This window comes from Membranihabitans marinus (genome assembly GCF_021729155.1).
Taxonomy (GTDB): domain Bacteria; phylum Bacteroidota; class Bacteroidia; order Chitinophagales; family Saprospiraceae; genus Membranihabitans; species Membranihabitans marinus.
Genome location: NZ_JAJQYA010000042.1, coordinates 14545 through 33140, shown reverse-complemented (window position 1 = coordinate 33140; position 18596 = coordinate 14545). Strand labels below are relative to the sequence as shown.

At 36.1% G+C, this 18596-nt stretch carries 16 protein-coding genes and 1 pseudogene; all 17 read right to left on the bottom strand.

The window, feature by feature from the left end; genetic code table 11:
- Positions 1–61 precede the first annotated feature (61 nt).
- The 17 genes and pseudogenes from LVD51_RS18070 to LVD51_RS17995 all read right to left on the bottom strand — a co-directional run bounded on the left by LVD51_RS18070 (position 62) and on the right by LVD51_RS17995 (position 18358).
- Positions 62–484, bottom strand: coding sequence for a MerC domain-containing protein (locus tag LVD51_RS18070; RefSeq protein WP_236972775.1), 423 nt, complete (start codon positions 482–484; stop codon positions 62–64).
- A gap of 163 nt (positions 485–647) precedes the next feature.
- Entirely contained in the window at positions 648–1226 is a 579-nt protein-coding gene (locus LVD51_RS18065) for a PhnA domain-containing protein (protein WP_236972774.1), read from the bottom strand.
- A gap of 276 nt (positions 1227–1502) precedes the next feature.
- Positions 1503–1955, bottom strand: a complete 453-nt coding sequence (locus LVD51_RS18060) for a DUF1569 domain-containing protein (RefSeq protein WP_236972773.1) — start codon at positions 1953–1955, stop codon at positions 1503–1505.
- A 181-nt stretch (positions 1956–2136) separates the two neighbouring features.
- A complete protein-coding gene (locus tag LVD51_RS18055; RefSeq protein ID WP_236972772.1) occupies positions 2137–2598 on the bottom strand; it encodes a DinB family protein in 462 nt (153 codons plus the stop codon).
- A 122-nt stretch (positions 2599–2720) separates the two neighbouring features.
- Positions 2721–3422 (bottom strand): SIR2 family NAD-dependent protein deacylase, encoded by a 702-nt coding sequence (locus tag LVD51_RS18050; protein WP_236972771.1) that lies wholly within the window; start codon positions 3420–3422, stop codon positions 2721–2723.
- Positions 3423–3570: 148 nt separating this feature from the next.
- A complete protein-coding gene (locus tag LVD51_RS18045; RefSeq protein WP_236972770.1) occupies positions 3571–3882 on the bottom strand; it encodes a DUF3817 domain-containing protein in 312 nt (103 codons plus the stop codon).
- Between the two features lie 243 nt (positions 3883–4125).
- Complete coding sequence (locus LVD51_RS18040) at positions 4126–4374, bottom strand: heavy metal-binding domain-containing protein (protein WP_236972769.1); 249 nt, start codon at positions 4372–4374, stop codon at positions 4126–4128.
- Between the two features lie 16 nt (positions 4375–4390).
- On the bottom strand, positions 4391–6211 hold the full coding sequence (locus LVD51_RS18035) for an efflux RND transporter periplasmic adaptor subunit (protein ID WP_236972768.1): 1821 nt from the start codon (positions 6209–6211) through the stop codon (positions 4391–4393).
- A 37-nt stretch (positions 6212–6248) separates the two neighbouring features.
- Positions 6249–7499, bottom strand: coding sequence for a TolC family protein (locus LVD51_RS18030; protein WP_236972767.1), 1251 nt, complete (start codon positions 7497–7499; stop codon positions 6249–6251).
- Positions 7500–7546: 47 nt separating this feature from the next.
- Positions 7547–11296: an efflux RND transporter permease subunit gene (locus tag LVD51_RS18025; RefSeq protein ID WP_236972766.1), complete on the bottom strand. Its 3750-nt coding sequence runs from the start codon at positions 11294–11296 to the stop codon at positions 7547–7549.
- A 93-nt stretch (positions 11297–11389) separates the two neighbouring features.
- On the bottom strand, positions 11390–11845 hold the full coding sequence (locus tag LVD51_RS18020; protein WP_236972765.1) for an HYC_CC_PP family protein: 456 nt from the start codon (positions 11843–11845) through the stop codon (positions 11390–11392).
- Between the two features lie 155 nt (positions 11846–12000).
- Positions 12001–14718 (bottom strand): heavy metal translocating P-type ATPase, encoded by a 2718-nt coding sequence (locus LVD51_RS18015; RefSeq protein WP_449566876.1) that lies wholly within the window; start codon positions 14716–14718, stop codon positions 12001–12003.
- Between the two features lie 66 nt (positions 14719–14784).
- Positions 14785–15195 (bottom strand): annotated as a pseudogene (locus LVD51_RS20300) (copper ion binding protein); the annotation flags it as partial.
- Positions 15196–15271: 76 nt separating this feature from the next.
- The gene (locus tag LVD51_RS18010; RefSeq protein ID WP_236972763.1) at positions 15272–15829 is read right to left on the bottom strand and encodes a helix-turn-helix domain-containing protein; all 558 of its coding nucleotides are present in this window, start codon (positions 15827–15829) and stop codon (positions 15272–15274) included.
- A gap of 972 nt (positions 15830–16801) precedes the next feature.
- Positions 16802–17182 (bottom strand): VOC family protein, encoded by a 381-nt coding sequence (locus LVD51_RS18005; RefSeq protein ID WP_236972762.1) that lies wholly within the window; start codon positions 17180–17182, stop codon positions 16802–16804.
- A 215-nt stretch (positions 17183–17397) separates the two neighbouring features.
- Positions 17398–17886 (bottom strand): GNAT family N-acetyltransferase, encoded by a 489-nt coding sequence (locus tag LVD51_RS18000; protein ID WP_236972761.1) that lies wholly within the window; start codon positions 17884–17886, stop codon positions 17398–17400.
- A gap of 1 nt (position 17887) precedes the next feature.
- The gene (locus LVD51_RS17995) at positions 17888–18358 is read right to left on the bottom strand and encodes a DUF6428 family protein (RefSeq protein WP_236972760.1); all 471 of its coding nucleotides are present in this window, start codon (positions 18356–18358) and stop codon (positions 17888–17890) included.
- Positions 18359–18596: the final 238 nt, after the last annotated feature.

The window sequence follows — 18596 nt, the reverse complement described above, 5'->3', positions numbered from 1 at the left end:
AATAATTATAAACTATTTATCACAAATTAAAGAGGCAATTATTCCATGGATTATGTTTGAATTACTCGAAATGCCCTTTCACCTGTTGTGGTTTCCAATTCTTGGATGAAGCAATCAAATAATTAAATAAATGGGTAAGGATTAATAGGGCAGAAGAACCATACATCAAAAAGCTACCGATCGGATGGTGCATCCTCTGAAGAACCAGACCTATAGCCAATAAAACCCAAGCAGACCAAAACAAGATAATCATAAGTCTATTGGTCTTATGTCGAGTAGAATAGCGAATAGCAAAAAATCCTACCAATAAAAAAACAAAATCTAATCCTCGCCACCACCAAGTATCATGACTGTGTCCATGACCATCAACAGAAGCCGATCCAATAACGGGCAATACCGTAAACAAAACCGGTGTGGCCGCGCAATGCACAGCACATAAACCAGTAATTAATATGCCAATAATATCAGATTTCCTTTTTAGCATGTATATATTTTATATTTCTAAACAACAAACGATGCTGACTGCAATATGGTTGCAAATATATTTGATTTTCTAATGTTTTGCAACATTATTGCAAATAAATTAAGGAAGATTCATCCTAAGTCTCCATCCATTATTTCCCATATACAATAAAGGTAACAGCTAGCTACTTTGATTTCTTGACAAACTTTGTTAAAATTACAATGGTTTGACCATCAACTTTTCCTTCAATATGTTCCGCATTGTCGTGTACCAATGAAATTCTACGTACTGCAGTCCCTCGTTTGGCTACTAAACTAGAACCCTTAACGGCCAAATCTTTGATCAATGTCACGGTATCACCAGCTTCCAATACCACACCATTGCTATCGACATGTTTGATCTCTTCTCCATCTTCAGCTCCTCCCAAAGCTTGAGCCCAATTCAAAGTTTCTTCATCCAAATACAACATATCCAATAGATCCAAAGGCCAACCTTCACCTCTCAGTTGTTGCAACATTCTCCAAGCCAATACCTGAACCGCCGGTACAGTACTCCACATGGTATCATTCAAACACCTCCAATGATTGGCATCCACCTTAGTTTCATCTTCAATTTGCTCCTTACAAGTCCCGCATACATATACAGTATTATCAATATCTTCATCCTCAGCAGGGGGTACCGAATAAATATACAATTCTTCAGAAGCCGTACACAATTCACATTTTCCTTGACTTCTCGTCTTAAGATCTTGTTCTAAACTCATGTTTTATATATCATATTTTCTAAAAAAAATACAAAGTTAAATTTATTATTGAATACTGACTTCCATCATTATATATAACTACAATAAATTTTTAATGCCTGAGTAATATAGATTTTAAGAACAACTAGATGCTGTAAATTGTCTTTTAGTCATGTCCCTATCGAAAAAAAATTAAAAGATAACCGTCAATTATGCATTCATTGGGCATAAAGTAAAAAAAGCGAGCTTATGATTTAAACCCGCTTTTATTTTACTACCTCTCTATCGATAATTCGATCAAACACCAAATTGCTGTAAATGATGATCGATATGTTTATAAAACATTACATTCCATTCATTTTCGGTAAGAAAACCGAAGGAGTTGGACTCCTTCATATGAAAATATCTGCCGCCTAAAGCTTGAGTATCTTCCAAATATTTGATGAGTCTGTTTTTTTCGGTTTCAAAATCTCTTTCATCAGTGATTAAAAAAGCTGGAGCTGTTCTTAAATTTCGCTTATATGGTGCAGGTCCGACTACCATTGGTTTTACGAATAATTTTAGTAAAAGTTTTTTAAACCCTTTGGCCTTAGGATGGATATTATCATAAACCATCTCGTACATTACATTACAGTGAGCCAACATTTGTCCGACATTCATTTTTCCCCAAATCGGTTGACTGTCATTCGTCAATTGATTAATACGCTCAATGACTTCTTTAGTTACAGATTCTTCAAATATGTTTTTCATTTTATATGTTTTTGGTGGTTATCTCTATGATGATAACTGAATTTTATAATTAACGGTTAATATTGTGAGAATATTTAATGTTAAACTAGGTCAAAACCGAAGATTTAGCCTTATCTCTCAAATATAATTACTCCTTATCCATTCAAATAAATCGCAATAATATCGTTGATTATAAATTCAATTATATACATCTCTTTAAGGCTTGTATATAGCCAGTGTGAATGCCTTCATGAAAATTGTTGAATTCGACGGCTTTTTCAATACTGTCTAATGTCACTCCCGCACTAGTAGTATATGTATTATAAGCTTTGAATTGGCCCGAATCATAATCCTTTTTCAGTACTTCTACATGGGCTAAAAACCATTCCTTCCATTGTTCCCAGGATTCCATTGTCATTGGCTGATCAGTACTTGGTTTACTCCCTTTCCTATACTGATTGATTAAATCTTCATCGACGAGACATTGATTTCCCGATAACTTATAACACAACAGCTGCTGAGTCACCACCAAATGTGCAAAATTCCAAGCTATATTGTTATTAAATCCCGGGGGGATTTTATTGATTTGATCTAGGGTTAAACCATCGACAATTTTCAACAAACTAACTCTGACATTGTAAAGCACATCAAACTGATCCGACATTTTATTTCGATTTTAATTTATAATTGATTAATACCAAATGCCTTTGGTATAAGAGGGTGCAAATTAACCAAATAATATGGATTCTATTCTGGTAATCCGACTTAAAATTCAGAGAAACCTTGTTAAGTTTTAAGCTTTCTTAATATATTTCGAATACGAGGAATAGCATTTACTGCGGTATCTTCAATTGTGGTTAAAAATGAGTGTTGGTTTAAAAGAGAATGATTGGCACTGGGCATCGGATCCACGTATATAATAGGGGTATTAGAAGGTAAATAATCGATTAGACCAGCGGCTGGATAAACCTGTAAAGAGGTACCAATTATCATACAAATATCAGCTTGACTACATATATCTCCAGCCCTTTGAATTAAAGGTACTTCTTCTCCAAACCATACTATATGTGGACGAAGTCTATGACCATCTGGACTCAGATCTTCAGCATTTAAATCATCGGACCATTCATATATTATACTGGGATGATTTAGTGTCCGCACTTTTAGCAATTCACCGTGTAAATGTAAAATATCTTTACTGCCCCCGCGTTCGTGTAAATCATCAACATTTTGAGTAATTATATTGACCTTGTATTCCTGTTGTAATTCAGATAAAAATCGATGACATGGATTGGGTTTCACCGTTTTTAACTGTCTTCGTCGAGCATTGTAAAATTCATAAACCAAAGAAGGATTGGACCTAAATCCGTCAATAGATGCTACCGACATAACATCATATCCTTCCCAAAGACCATCGCTGCCTCGAAATGTTTTAAGCCCACTCTCAGCACTCATCCCTGCTCCAGTAATGACAACTAAATTTTTCATCTCCTTTATTAAATATGATTCTAAAAAATCACAATACTATTATGGATAACAAATTTTATAAAAAACTATAAAACCTCCTTTTTTACAAAATTAACAACAACCATATATATTAAAGTTTAATATTAAATACGAATTAAAGCACTATATTTCAATTATTTACAACCTCTGACTTCAAGATCTTATGGTCAATATAAAAAGTACCAAATGGAATAAATGAGGAAACCAAAACCCAAAGTGTTTTTTTGAAAAACGACCACTTATACTCCATAGCCACCACCAAACATAATACTACAAAAGCAATAAATAACAGACCATGTGCCATACCTACGTATTCCACCATCAATGGTCGATCCCAAACGTATTTTAACGGCATTGCAATAAAAAGTAAAATCAGTAGTGAACTGCCTTCTAAAAATCCTATAAGCCTCAATCGGCCAATATTATTCGTCAAATATTTCATGCTAGTTATTTTAATGACAATGATAGGTTTTTTTTGGTTGTCCCAATAAATCAAGCCCTATTTTAAGAATACTTTTACCTCTACACAAAAGCGAAGATCATTGTACATGAACGATCTTCGCTTTGATCTTTGAATTCTCTGAGTTAAATAAGATCATTGAATATTCGCATTCATTTATATAAACACAATGGGTATAAAATATCCACCTTTATTTCAATAATCGATATTCTCTCTTCTTTTCGTTTAGTGGGCGTGACCGTTGTGATCGTGTTTTTCTACATAAGCCATTCCACAGCTCGGACATTTGCCAGGCTCTTCACTACCACTACCTTCACAATGCATAGGACATACATATGCAGAGGTAAATTCTTTTCCTTGTTCGGCTGATTCTTCAGTTGATTCTGTTTTTTTACTAGAGTCGGCACAAGCATTAAACAACAATGGAGTTGTCATAAATAGTACTGCAATGGCGATTGATTTTAACTGTTTCATCTTTTTTATTTTTTGATTAGTGAATATGTTGTTGATTTAAAATTTGATTATTTATATGTTTCGATCGGTAATTTTTATCGATCTCCTCTATGTTTTCTCCACAGGTGAGCATATCATTTCCGTAATATGGATTTCTTATGGCCGTATCTATACTTAACCAATCTCCGCCCATATTATTATTGACCATCGGGCAGTGTTGTATTAAATATTTACCCTCAGATATACCAAACACCTTTAGACTGTAAATAAGGGAACTGGATAAACCTTCAAACAGCGTTCTGATTTCTGATAAATCATCTGATGTCGACATTTTTTGTAAGCTTATTTCGATGTCATTTATCGATTTATTCCAATGAAGTAAAACCTCATTATTTATCTTGGGCAAAGATATATTTTCCACTGTTTTTATCAGTAATTGTACTCCTGATCTACTTGCATTTACATCATCTTTCACTAATCCATCCTTTATTATTAAATAATTCTCAACCATATTTTTTAATACTGCTTTATGTTCTTCTGTAGTTTCATCTGTATAATCTGGTATAGAATGAATTACTTCCTGGCCCTTTATACTTATATTTTTATTCATCATACTAGACTTATTGGCCAATTGTGCAGCAGCATCTATTACAAAACTGCCATTGACCACTACTTCTTCACCTGGAGCCAAACCACCTACGATGTCGTAGCCTTTTGATGTTTTACTACCCAATTCTACTTCTCTGTATTCGAATGAAGGACTGACACTGGTTTGATCTTTTATATAAACCACAGAACGTTTACCCGTCCACATGACAGCTGAAGTGGGCACGATCAATCCACTCGATTTATGATATTGCTTTACCTTCCCCCTTAAGAACATACCGGGTTTTAGATTTAATCCCGAATTATTGATTTCGGCTCTAACAGTGACAATCCGAGTTTGTGGATTGATGGTAGGATCGATAAAGGATATTCTAGCTTTATAAACTGCCTTGGGCTGACTCGAAATTTTAAATTCTATAGTACTCCCTACTTTAAATTTTGCTAGATCGGATTCATACACATCAAAATGTGCCCATACTTTTGTCAAATCATTCACTTCCAATAATACAGATCCAGGGGAAACATAATCTCCTTCAGCCATTATTTTTTGGCTTACGATACCGCTGTGTTCACTCATCAAATCATAATAGGACTGAATCTCTGTGGTCGTTAATAATTGATCTATAACGGCTTGTGAAATATTCATCACTTTTAATTTATTTTTGGCAGCCTCTAATAAGCCCGGACTAATATCTTCCAACTTTTTAGCCTCTAATATTTCTCGATGGATACTCATCAATGTCGGCGAATAAATCGAAGCAATTCTCTGACCCTTATTTACTTTATCCCCAATATAATTGACATATAATTTATCAATTCTACCCGATAAATGACTGACTATTCTAGAAGACTTCGTTTCATCGTTGACGATTTGTCCATATACTTCAATGGAATCTGCTATTTCCCCCTTACTCGAACCTATTATTGCCGTCTGAATATTGGCCATTTGTACGGATTCAGGAGTCATTTTAAGCCCATATCCTTCGGCGCCGTCAGAGGAGTTCTGTTCCAAGGGTATCAAATCCATCCCACAAATAGGACATTGACCTGGCTCGCTTTGACGAATCTGAGGATGCATGCTACAAGTATAAATGGTTTCATTATCTAGATCTTCCCCCATATTTCCGTGAATATGACCATCTACATGTTGCTTTTGAGATATCACAGGCAATATCCAATAAGTAATCATCCCACCAAGAAGGATACCTCCCAAAAGGAGAAGGGATTTGTTAATTATATTTCTATTTTTCATTTTATTTGATTTTATATTTCATCTTAACACAGAATAATTATTGATATCCGGCATATTGCTCTATTCCCAATACCGCCCAATAGGTGTTTTTAATACTATCATTGATTTTGACTTCATAGTCTATAATTTCATTACGCAGTTCCATAAGTTCATCAAATCTTTTTCCATAAACACTGTAATCAGTCAATAAAATATCATAGGATTGCTCTAGCCATTTGATCTGTTGAACATAAGTTTCGAGATTTAATAGTGCCTGATCATATGCCACCTTATACATTTGAATCTTGGCCATATATGCGTTGACCAAGCCTTGTCTATTAAAATCTAAGCCATTTTGAACTTGCTTTTCAATTTCTTCTTTAGTGCGATATTTTTTCTTATTTAATGGAAGACTAACCATGACTTTAGGTATTAATATATCTCTTCCATTGAACGCGGGATCGGCATCAGTTCTAGACTGGATTAGAGTGTAATCCAAGCCAACTTCTATCTTTGGCTTACTTGCTATTCTGTTGATTTCCAATTCTGCATTTGATATATCGATTTGTTGATTAAATATTTTGATATTGGGATGATGCTGATTGATATCAGATTCAATATTTCTTAAATCATAAGGCAAAACAGCGGAATGGGTCAGACTATCGGCGATGTAATCATTAGGATAAGAATCTTTACCAGTCAATTCTTTGATTTTGGCAAAATGAATCTTTTTTTCCTCTTCTAAAGAGGCTATTTTCAACCTTAAACTATTGACTTTTAATTGAATTTTTATAGCATCTACTGCACTGGCAGTACTATTGGATATCTTGGCAAGTACCACTTGATCCAAGGCGTCAAAAATAGGCAGATGCTTGCGCAAAATATTTTCTTCCTGTTGAATAAAAAGTATTTGATAATAGGCCATTTTCAGTTCATACACAAGTTGTAATTGATAGGACGCCATGGCTTCAGCTTTGGGCTTGGATTTGGCAATGGCCAAATCTTCTTTAGCTTTATAGGTGCCGAACCAAGGTATCATCTGTTTTGCCCCTATGGTGACTACTTGGGCACCTAACCTCGTTTCAGGTCGCAATATGGGCAATCCTGTTGAAAGACTGGGATCTGGCAATGGTTGTATCAAATCTGTCTCTAAAACTGCGGCATGGTAATTCGAATTTAACATTTTGAGATAGGGGTTATATTCTATCGCTGAATCTATCAATTGATTTAGATTCTGAGCATTTGCTATGGCATTAAATCCTAATAACCAGATCATAAACCCCATTAAACACTTTATTATATCTTTCATATTATCTAATTTTTTCGATATGAAAATCGATGAATTAAAATCCGTTTTTATATATTATCGCCTATAGAGCTTACTCGAGATTCTTTAATTTTACTGAAGCGCAGCTGCAATTCTTTCCAAGTCGCAAATAATATAGGAACGGTGAACATGGTAATTACCTGTAAAGTCATACCGCCAAAAGACGGGATGGCCATGGGAATCATAATATCGGCTCCTCGTCCGGTTGAGCTAAGTACTGGTAGTAATGCCAATACCGTAGTTGCAGTAGTCATCATAGCTGGCTTAACCCTACGCAATCCTCCTTGTACCGTAGCATCTCTAATCTCTGCTATAGTCTTTGGTTCGTGTTTTTGAAAACTCTGTTTTAAGAAGGTGGCCACCAATACGCCATCATCAGTAGCTATTCCAAACAATGCAAGAAATCCTACCCAAACCGCAACACTTAGATTGATGGTATGTACTTGAAATAAGTTTCGAAGATCACTGCCCATAAAATTGAAATCCAAAAACCATGGTTGACCGTAAAGCCAGATCATGATAAATCCCCCCGAAAAGGCTACAAAAATTCCAGAAAACACCATGAGAGAGATGGCTGCTGATCTAAATTGAAAATAGAGTATTAAAAACACTAGGATCAAGGCAATGGGAATAACAATTTTTAGGCGATGATTGGCTCTTAATTGTTGTTCATAATTTCCTGCAAACTGGTAATTAATTCCTGGGGGAAGGACTAAGCCCCCTGATTGTATAACTTCCTCTAAATGTTTTTTAGCATTTTCAACTACGTCGGTTTCAGAGTAATTAGATTGACGGTCAAACAAAACATAGCCCAGTAAAAAACCATCTTCACTTTTAATAGATTGCGGTCCTTGTTCGTATCTGATGTCCACCAAATCTCCTAAAGGAATGGTATGTCCGGCTGGACTACCAATCAATATTTTCAGCAATTGATCTGGTTCATTGCGCAATTCACGGGGATATCTAACTCTAATCCCATACCGCTCTCGTCCCTCTACCGTAGTAGAGAGAACTTCACCACCCATGGTAGCCTGAATCTGTTTTTGAATATTCTGCACTGAAAGTCCATATCGAGCAATTTTCTCTCTATCGATATCAAACAATAAATAGGGTTTGCCCACGATGCGTTCCGCAAAAACAGAAGCACTTTTCACCCCCTCTACATTCTTAAGGTGTTTCTCCAATTCAATACCGAAATCTTCAATTTCAGTCAAATCACTTCCTTTGACCTTGATGCCTATAGGGGACCTCATTCCAGTCTGCAACATAACCAACCTTGTTTCTATGGGCTGAAGTTTGGGAGCGGAGGTTAGGCCCGGCAACTGAGTTGCGGTAATGATTTCATTCCAAATGTCATCTGGATTCACAATATGAGATCGCCATTGTCTAAAATAGCGTCCATTGGAATCTTCTACTAAATCTTCCTTACCGATTCCAAGTTCTAATGCCTTTTCATGGCTCAATGAACTTCCATCTAATAAAATAAAAGAACCTTCATGATCTACTTTGAATTTGAGGCGATGTCCTTTTTCATCGGTTATATATTCCGATTTGTACAATATGATATTTTCATACATGGACATAGGGGCTGGATCCAGAGCACTCTCCACCCGCCCAGCTTTACCAACCACTGTTTCAACCTCCGGAATAGCCGTTACAGCCATATCTAGGATTTGCAAATATTCTCGATTGGCTTCCATACCGGCATGAGGCATCGCAGATGGCATCAACAAAAATGAACCCTCATCCAACGCTGGCATAAATTCTTGACTGGTTTGGCTGGCAATATTTACACCGAGGTAAATTAAAAACCCCACAAAAACCAAAAAGAGGTATTTGATCTTAAGAAGAAATCTCAAGATATTTTCATAGTAATAAATGACTAAATAAAAGGTTAAAATTAGACTGCCGACGATAGTGACGACAAATAAAAAGTTGGCCAAGGTTGATTTATCTACACCCAATGGCATCCAGATATCGGAAAGCACCCATGAAACGGCTAATGCATAGAAAACATTTTTTACAATATGAAATACCTTTACTTGAATCGGATTACCATATCGATTTAAAATATTTGAAACAAGAGCTATTATTCCAACAATCAAACCCAAGATGGCAATACTGCCATAACTATAAAAGTATAGAAGAATAGACCCAAAGATCAAAAGGATAGAAAGCAAATATGAAATCCACCTTGATTTAGTTTTCAAACCAAATAACTGAACCGCTAATGGGGGCAAAATGGTTATGGTTACTACAATAGAGGCTATAAGTGCAAAGGTCTTTGTAAAGGCCAGTGGTCGAAAGAGTTTTCCTTCTGTTGCCACCATAGTAAAAACCGGTAAAAAACTAATAATAGTGGTGGCTACAGCGGTTATTATTGCTGAAGCTACTTCAGTACTGGCCTCATATACGACCTTGGATAGGGATTTTCCCGGCTTTGATTGCTCGATGTGGTTGTGTATACTTTCCGTTAGTACTATACCCATATCTACCATGGTTCCCACGGCAATGGCTATTCCGGACAATGCCACTATATTGGCATCTACACCAAAATATTTCATGGCTATAAAACACATTAATACGGCGACAGGTAGGGAAGATGCAACCAATAATGAGGACTTGATATTGAGCAACATCAATAAGACGACAATGATGGTGATAAGGATCTCCAAACTCAGTGCCTCTTCCAATGTCCCCAATGTTTCATTTATTAAAGTAGATCGATCATAATAGGGTACGAGACTTACCTGAGACTTGCGACCATCTGCCAACACTTTAGTGGGAAGACCTGAAGATATTTCTTCAATTTTTAATTTCAAATTATTGATTACCTCCATCGGATTGGAGCCATATCTGGCGACGACAACCCCACCCACGGCTTCTGCTCCAGACTTGTCCAATATTCCCCGCCTGGTCTTTGGCCCCATTTGGACCACAGCCACATCCTTTATCCTAATCGGTACGTGATCTTTAAGTTTTACAACAGCGGATTCGAGGTCTGCAATCGATTTTACATATCCCAATCCTCTCACATAGTATTCAGCTAAATTTATTTCCATAGTTTGAGCCCCTATATCCAAATTGCTCTCCCGTATAGCCTTCATGACCTGATCTAAGGTCACACCGTAAACACTCATCTTATCTGGAATAACATCTACTTGATATTCTTGTACAAACCCTCCTATGGAAGAGACTTCAGCTACACCAGAAACAGCGGTCAGACCATAGCGGACATAGTAATCTTGAATGGACCGCAATTCTTGTAAATCCCAACCTCCAGTAGGTTGTCCGATTGAATCTCTACCTTCAAGGGTGTACCAAAAGATTTGACCTAATGCCGTTGCATCAGGTCCCAAACTGGGCTGTACATCACTCGGTAATAAATTACTTGGCAGAGCATTTATTTTTTCGAGAATTCTACTTCTACTCCAATAAAAATCAACACCTTCTTCGAATATAATATAGATGGTAGAAAATCCAAACATTGAATTACTTCGGATACTTTTTACTCCAGGCAGTCCTAATAGGGCCGTAGTCAGAGGGTAGGACACTTGATCTTCAACATCTTGAGGCGATCGCCCCATCCAAGAGGTATATACTATTTGTTGGTTTTCCCCTAAATCGGGAATGGCATCTACAGCTACCGAATCTCTAGGTAAAAATTTTATTCCCCAGTCAAAGGGTGCATTAACCAAGCCCATTCCAATAAATAAGGATAAAAGGAGCCAAGCAACTAATTTGTTGTTTATAAAAAACTTAACGATTGAATTTATCATTGATCATTTTTTCAATTTTAAGATATAATTATCTGTGTACAAGCCAAATGCAAAGCATTAGCTCCATACTAAAAAAAGAGAAAAATGATGATATCAGATTAGAAAGACCTGAAAGGAGACTTGATAGTCAATGTCAGGTAAGGGTGGGGTATAGTGATGAAGAAAATTTACATTAGCTATGTCAATTCCTTGGTCTACAAAGGAATAAATAAAGCTTAAGAGAAATTGAAAGTTTATATTTTCAAAATGAACTGTTTGACTGATGGATATTTCAGTATCCATACCATCGATCACCACAGAATGATCGCGACAACAGGGCTCTTTACCAATGGATAAGGGATTATCTACATCTGCTTCACAAAAACTGGTATTCATTTCTTTATTGGCAGCGGCCATATCTGGCATACAGGATTGGGCTTCACCAAAGAATTTAACATCCTGTATTTTATTCTGACAATAATGCAAATCCACAGCCATTCCCGTTGTAGTGCACAACAGCAATAATGCCATCCCGAGGGAAATAATTCTATGGATTAAATGATTTTTCATTATATACAAAGTTAGATATTTTTAATGAAGTACTGAAATATTTCACTTTAAGTTTGTAGAGTCAATATTTAAAATAAATTTATGGGTTAAGAAACATACAAATAGGTTTTTCGAAATGATAATAAAACAATTTCGTTATCCCGATATTGATTCAATTAAATCTTTATCTTTCTCAATCGCAATGCATTACTGATGACGGATACAGAACTTAAACTCATGGCCAAAGCAGCGATCATGGGCGATAAAAGCAAACCGAAAACTGGATAGAGAACACCTGCAGCTATCGGAATCCCAACGGTATTGTACACAAAGGCAAGAAATAGATTTTCTTTAATATTTCTAACCGTTTTATGACTGAGGTTTATGGCTTTAGCAACTCCGCGTAGATTTCCTTGAACCAAGGTAATACCGGCATTCTCTATAGCTACGTCAGAACCTGTCCCCATAGCGATGCCTATATTGGCCTGAGCCAAAGCTGGAGCATCATTGATTCCATCACCGACCATGGCCACAATCTTACCTTTTTTTTGTAAGGATTTAATTTCATTTAATTTATCCTCGGGTAGGCATTCGGCAATATAGCGATCGATATTTAGTTCTTCAGCTACTGCCTGAGCAGTATTTCTTTGGTCTCCTGTCAACATAACTATTTCAATACCCTGTGCTTTGAGTTCGGCTATGGCTTGGGCACTACTTTCCTTGATAGGGTCGTAGATAGAAACATATCCCATTAATTTACCATCCATACCTAAGTACGAAACGGTTTTACCTTGAGATTGATAATGCTTGACTTGACTGATAATTTTTTCAGACAGTGGAATGCCGTGATCTGCCAATATCTTTTCATTTCCAAGTACTGCAAATTTACCGTCTATGGTGGCTTGTACCCCTTTCCCCGTAATGGATTTGAATCCTTCTACCGACTTAAAAATTTGACTTTTTTCTTTTCCGTATTCCACCATAGCCCTAGCCAAAGGGTGTTCACTGTATTGATTTAGAGATACCATAGATTGAATAACCTCTGATTCTATAAATCCATCTACTGCTTCCACTAACTCCACCTTGGGTTTCCCTTCAGTCAGGGTGCCGGTCTTGTCTACAATTAAAGTATTTACCTTATTCATTTCTTCAAGTGCTGCGGCATTTTTAATTAACACCCCTGAGCTGGCGCCTTTTCCCATACCTACCATAATGGACATCGGTGTAGCCAAACCCAAGGCACAGGGACAGGCAATGATCAATACAGCAATAGCATTTACTAGACCGTAAACATAAGCTGGACTAGGACCGTATATTACCCATATCGCAAAGGTAATTACCGATACTAGGATGACAATAGGCACAAAATATCCAGCAACCTTATCTGCTATTTTTTGAATAGGGGCTTTTGACCGACTCGCATCCTTGACCATTTCAATAATTTTGGCCAACAAGGTTTCAGAGCCAATCTTTTCAGCGCGCATAACAAAACTTTGATTCCCATTTAATGTCCCTGTAGTTACGCTATCGTCCACATCTTTGTCTACGGGAATGGGTTCTCCAGTAATCATAGACTCATCAATATAGGATGATCCTTCAACGATTTTACCATCCACTGGTATTTTCTCACCAGGCTTTACCCTGATTAAATCACCGATTTGGATTTCATTAATCTGGATAACCATTTCTATATTGTTTCTTATTACCGTAGCTGATGAAGGCATCAATTCTACAAGAGATTGAATGGCTGAACTGGTGCGATTATGAGCTCTTGCCTCTAATACTTGTCCCAATAATACTAAGGTCAATATCACAGTAGCTGCTTCAAAATAAACGTGAACATTGCCTTGATGAGTTTTAAAAACATCGGGAAACGAGTTGGGAAATATCAAAGCAAATACACTAAATATCCATGCAATCCCTGCACCAATACCAATTAAAGTAAACATATTGAGATTCATGGTGAGGATGGACTTCCAAGCTCTTTGGAAAAACATCCAGGTTGCATAAAAAACTACTGGGAGAGATAATAATAACTGTATGTAATTCCAATATATAGGATGCATTATTCTATATAGTGGATTATCCGATATCATTTCAGACATCGCGATCAAAAAAATAGGTAGGGTAAATCCCAATGCGATCCAAAACTTTTTAATGAGTTTAGATTCCGTACTGTCTTTTACTTTTCTAGTAAGCGGCACTAAATCCATTCCACAGATGGGGCATTCCCCCGGTTGGTCTGAAATGACTTCAGGGTGCATAGGACAAGTGTATTGATCCGTACTACTAGAGGAGGAAACATCTTCTACCAAATCCATACCGCAAACTGGACAATCCCCAGGAGAATCATAAGTTTTGTCACCTTCACAGTGCATGGGACAATAATATATGCCTTTGTGAGAAGGATGATTATTTTGTTTTTTCTTTTTTACTTCTTTCGGTGTCGAAAGTGGATGGATGCTGTATTGACCATCATCGGCATTGAATACTTCTTGAAGTTGGTCCAAAGAAATATCACCATCCATGACTAAGGTGGCTGACCCTTCTTCTAAATCTACAACCGCCTTTTTTATTCCTCCTACTTTTCGAAGTATTTCTTCCACGTGTTTGACACATCCCATACAACTCATGCCGTGGATTCGATAGGTCTTTTTAACAGAATCATCAATTTCTTTTTGAATTGATGGTTCGGTTATGGTATAGGCTGTTCCAGCCACGGTCAATGCTTCTTGAAGGCTGTTTAAAGAAATATCATCATCCGAGACTAATGTAGCTGTCCCTTTTTCCAAATCTACGACGGCCTCTCTCACTCCATCTACTTTGTGAAGTATTTCCTCCACTTTTTGGACACATCCCATACAACTCATGCCGTGGATATTATAATTATTCATAGCAGATTCATCAATTTCTTTTTGAATCGATGGTTCGGTTATGGTATAGGCCGTTCCAGCCACGGTCAATGCTTCTTGAAGGCTGTTTAAAGAAATATCATCATCCATGACTATCCTGGCTGTCCCTTTTTCCAAATCTACGACGGCCTCTCTCACTCCATCGATTTCCTGTAGTATTCCCTCCACTTTTTGGACACATCCCATACAACTCATGCCATGGATATTATAGGTCTTCATAGCAGAATCATCAATATCTTTCTGAACCGATGGTTCGGTTATGGTATAGGCCGTTCCAGCCACGGTCAATGCTTCTTGCAATTCGTTTACCGAAACTTCTACGTCCATTTCAATCCACGCTTCCGCCTCCTCTATATCGATTTCAATCTGTACAATTCCGGGCAAAGCTTCTAGGGTAGATGATATTTTTTGAACACATCCATTACACGTAATTCCACCTAACTTATATTTTCTTTTCATTTCCTTTCTTTGAACTAGAATTAAGTCAAAGATAAATTCAAAATATATCGAAGGCTTTTAAAATTATGAATATAATTTATACAATTTGGTCAAGCGTTTTTCTATCCCATTGTTGTTGATTTTTATAATCACTCATCGACAAACCGGTGATGGATTTAAATTGACTAGAAAGATGGCTACTGCTATTGTAATTGAGGGCATAGGCTATTTCGGAGAAATTGAGTTCACCCAATTGAATCATTTCTTTAGCCTTCTCAATGCGCAATTCAATTAAATATTTTTCTATGGTTTTACCTTCTGATTTACTAAACATCTTACTGAGGACAGAATAAGATTTTTGAAAAGTTTTAGATAAGGTTTCAGATATGTTATCATCTTGTTGTCCTTCTACTTTCTTGAGCAATTCGATCTTTATTTGTTCTAAAGTTTGTTGATTTTCATCATTAATTACTTCGAATCCATGTTGAATCAGACGCTGTTCCAAGGCTTCAAAAGATTTGGGCAAGTCTTGGATAACTTTAACTCTACCGAGCTCAATTTTTTCGATTTGAAAACCAGCACGATCAAATTCATTGGCTACGATGGCTAGGCAACGATTACAAACCATGTTTTTTATAAAATAACTTTTTCCCATTTTTTATCCAGCTCTTTTGTATTGCAAAAATATAGAGAATCTAGATTATATTATTTGCGGCTTAGAGATTGTATAACATTATTATAATTATTAAATTGATAAAGCTATAAATTGTTTGCATCTAAATAGACGTTAAAGATCCAAGATTGTAAAACATCTACTTTTCAATTCATAATCAGAAGCGCCCAAAAAAGTAAAAAAAGCCCTGAGGGGGCGTAGTCTAATAGCATAGGGTGCAATCCTATGGAGAATAGATCTTCCAAAAATAAGTCCTGAAAGGACGTAGGCAAATAATAGAGATAATGGGTATATTAAAAATATTGCTGTGTTAAAAATATTAATCTTAACAGTGTTAATGAATAGAATAATAGCGATAGAATGAATTATGTAGGGTAATCATTAAAACACCTTAATCGGATTTGTCATGATTTTTGCCCAATATATCTTCATATGAAAATATATACGATTAAATCCAAATTTGTTTCATAATAAAAATATGATATCGCAAAATCAACTCTGTTTACACTTTATGGAATCTCGTCATACCACAGTGCTTTAAGATTGACAAGTATCAACTATAATTGAAGTAATAATAAAATAGCGGTGAGGGAACGGAAACCACTGTGTTTCGGGTGGATGGACCCCCGTGTCGTGGGTGGGTGAGCTTATAAATTATAAATGTAATTCGTATAACACCTTATTTTAATAAACATAGGTTCGTTTTTCTTTTGACCCATTTTTAAAGCCTAAATTATTGGTTTTGAATAGCCATTTCTATGTCTTGAATTCATTTTGGACACCTGTTATCCAAAATATATACTTAAAAAAGTTGAATATCATTACGGGAAAGTACGATAATCAGACAGGTAATAATTTAATCCAACCCCTAATTATTGATAAAATCTTTATTTAATAAAAAAATACCTTGAAATATTGATGGGCCTAAGTATTGTGAAATATTATCTGAGCCTTCTACCCATTGGAATGCAATCCAATTTTGTTGCCTTCTGTATCCAAAAAATATGCAATATAACCGTGATCTCCAATACTGGTTTTGGACATTATAACTTTACCACCTGCTTTTTCCACTTTGTCGAGGATAATATTTAAGGCTGGATTGGCATTTAAATAGATTAGACATCCTTCCTTACTGGGTTTATAATCTCGGTGCTGAACTAAAGTCCCATTGGCTTTGCCAGATCCAGGCGACCAAGGAAAAAATGCTAACCTTGTTTCATTCATATCCATATCGTCCATAACGATGCCAAAAATCTTCTGGTAGAATGATTTTGCTCTCGAAATATTATTGACTGGAATCTCAAACCAGTTAAGAGAATTTGTATTTTCATCCATGATACAAGACTTTATAATATAACAATATAATTATAAAATCTTTGATAATTTAAAAATTAACAAAGGATGAAACAAGACAAATTTGGAATGATATTTTCAACTTTTCAAATATTAAAAAATGAAAGAATTGAAAAGAAAATGATCTGTGCACAATTATTACCAGTAAAAAATACAATTATGTACAGATCTTTTTATTTTCAGAATGATTAAAACATCTATATTCCTACAACACTACTTCTGCGCTCCATAAGTACATTATCGAACCACTTCCCATTTAAATGTCCCACACGTTCTCGATAACCAATCTCTCTAAATCCACATTTTAAGTGCAATTGAATACTGGCTGTATTGGGTTGCATAATTGCCGATTGTAATGTCCAGATATTATGCATTTCACTGTTTGCGATCAGTTCTTGAAGCAATATTTTTCCAATACCTTTTCCTCTAAACTGTGTTCCGACATATACACTTACTTCAGCCACTCCATTATATACACATCGATCGGATACAGGGGACAATGCAGCCCAACCCATCAATTGTCTGTCTTCCCAAAGCCCTAATCGACCAAAGGCTAGGTGAGCATTATTCCATGATTCCCAGGATGGACATTCTGTTTCAAAAGTTGCTATACCAGTAGCAATACCTTGAGCATAAATCTCTGCCACAGCAGAATAATGTTCTTCTTGTAATAACTCGATTTTCATATTAGCAACACCCTCCTCCTGGTGTACAAGTATTTGCAGCAGTGGCCACTACTTTGAGTTGATTTTCCGATTTTGATACTTCGATCCCACATTTTTCTTTCGCCAAACAATCTGTAGCTTTGTTGGTCAAGATAAATGCATCGTTTTCGATATCTAAACCATATTTGCCAATGGTAGAACCCTGATACTCGACTTCTATCTCGTGGTCGCCTATTTCCAATACTCTTTCAGATAACACAATGATATCTAACAGTTTTTCGGGATGGAGGCGATGATCATAGTCTACAGAATCCCAAAGTTGAAAATTAACCACTTCCTCATTTCTCACCGTACCCCCACAATCGATAAAATGTTTATTAACCTTGCCCACTTCTGTAACATGAAAATGAGAAGGAACTAATGATCCGTCCGGCAACACAAACGATATTTGATCCAATCGCTCTAGGTGGGTTTTAATTTCTGAAAGCTTCATATTTTGTTGTTTTTCTATGAGTAAAAATAATATAAGAATAAATTTGACGTAAATAATATTTTTAAATAATACCATTTTCATTGACCCCTTCATAATAGATTCATACTATTCTGCAAAGCATAAATTTGGACTAAACCGATCTTATTGTAAAAGTTGGTATAAAATCTTTGATTTGTTTATTGCAATATTACGATAAATCATTCACTTATTCATCATATGACTCTAAAAATTATTTGAT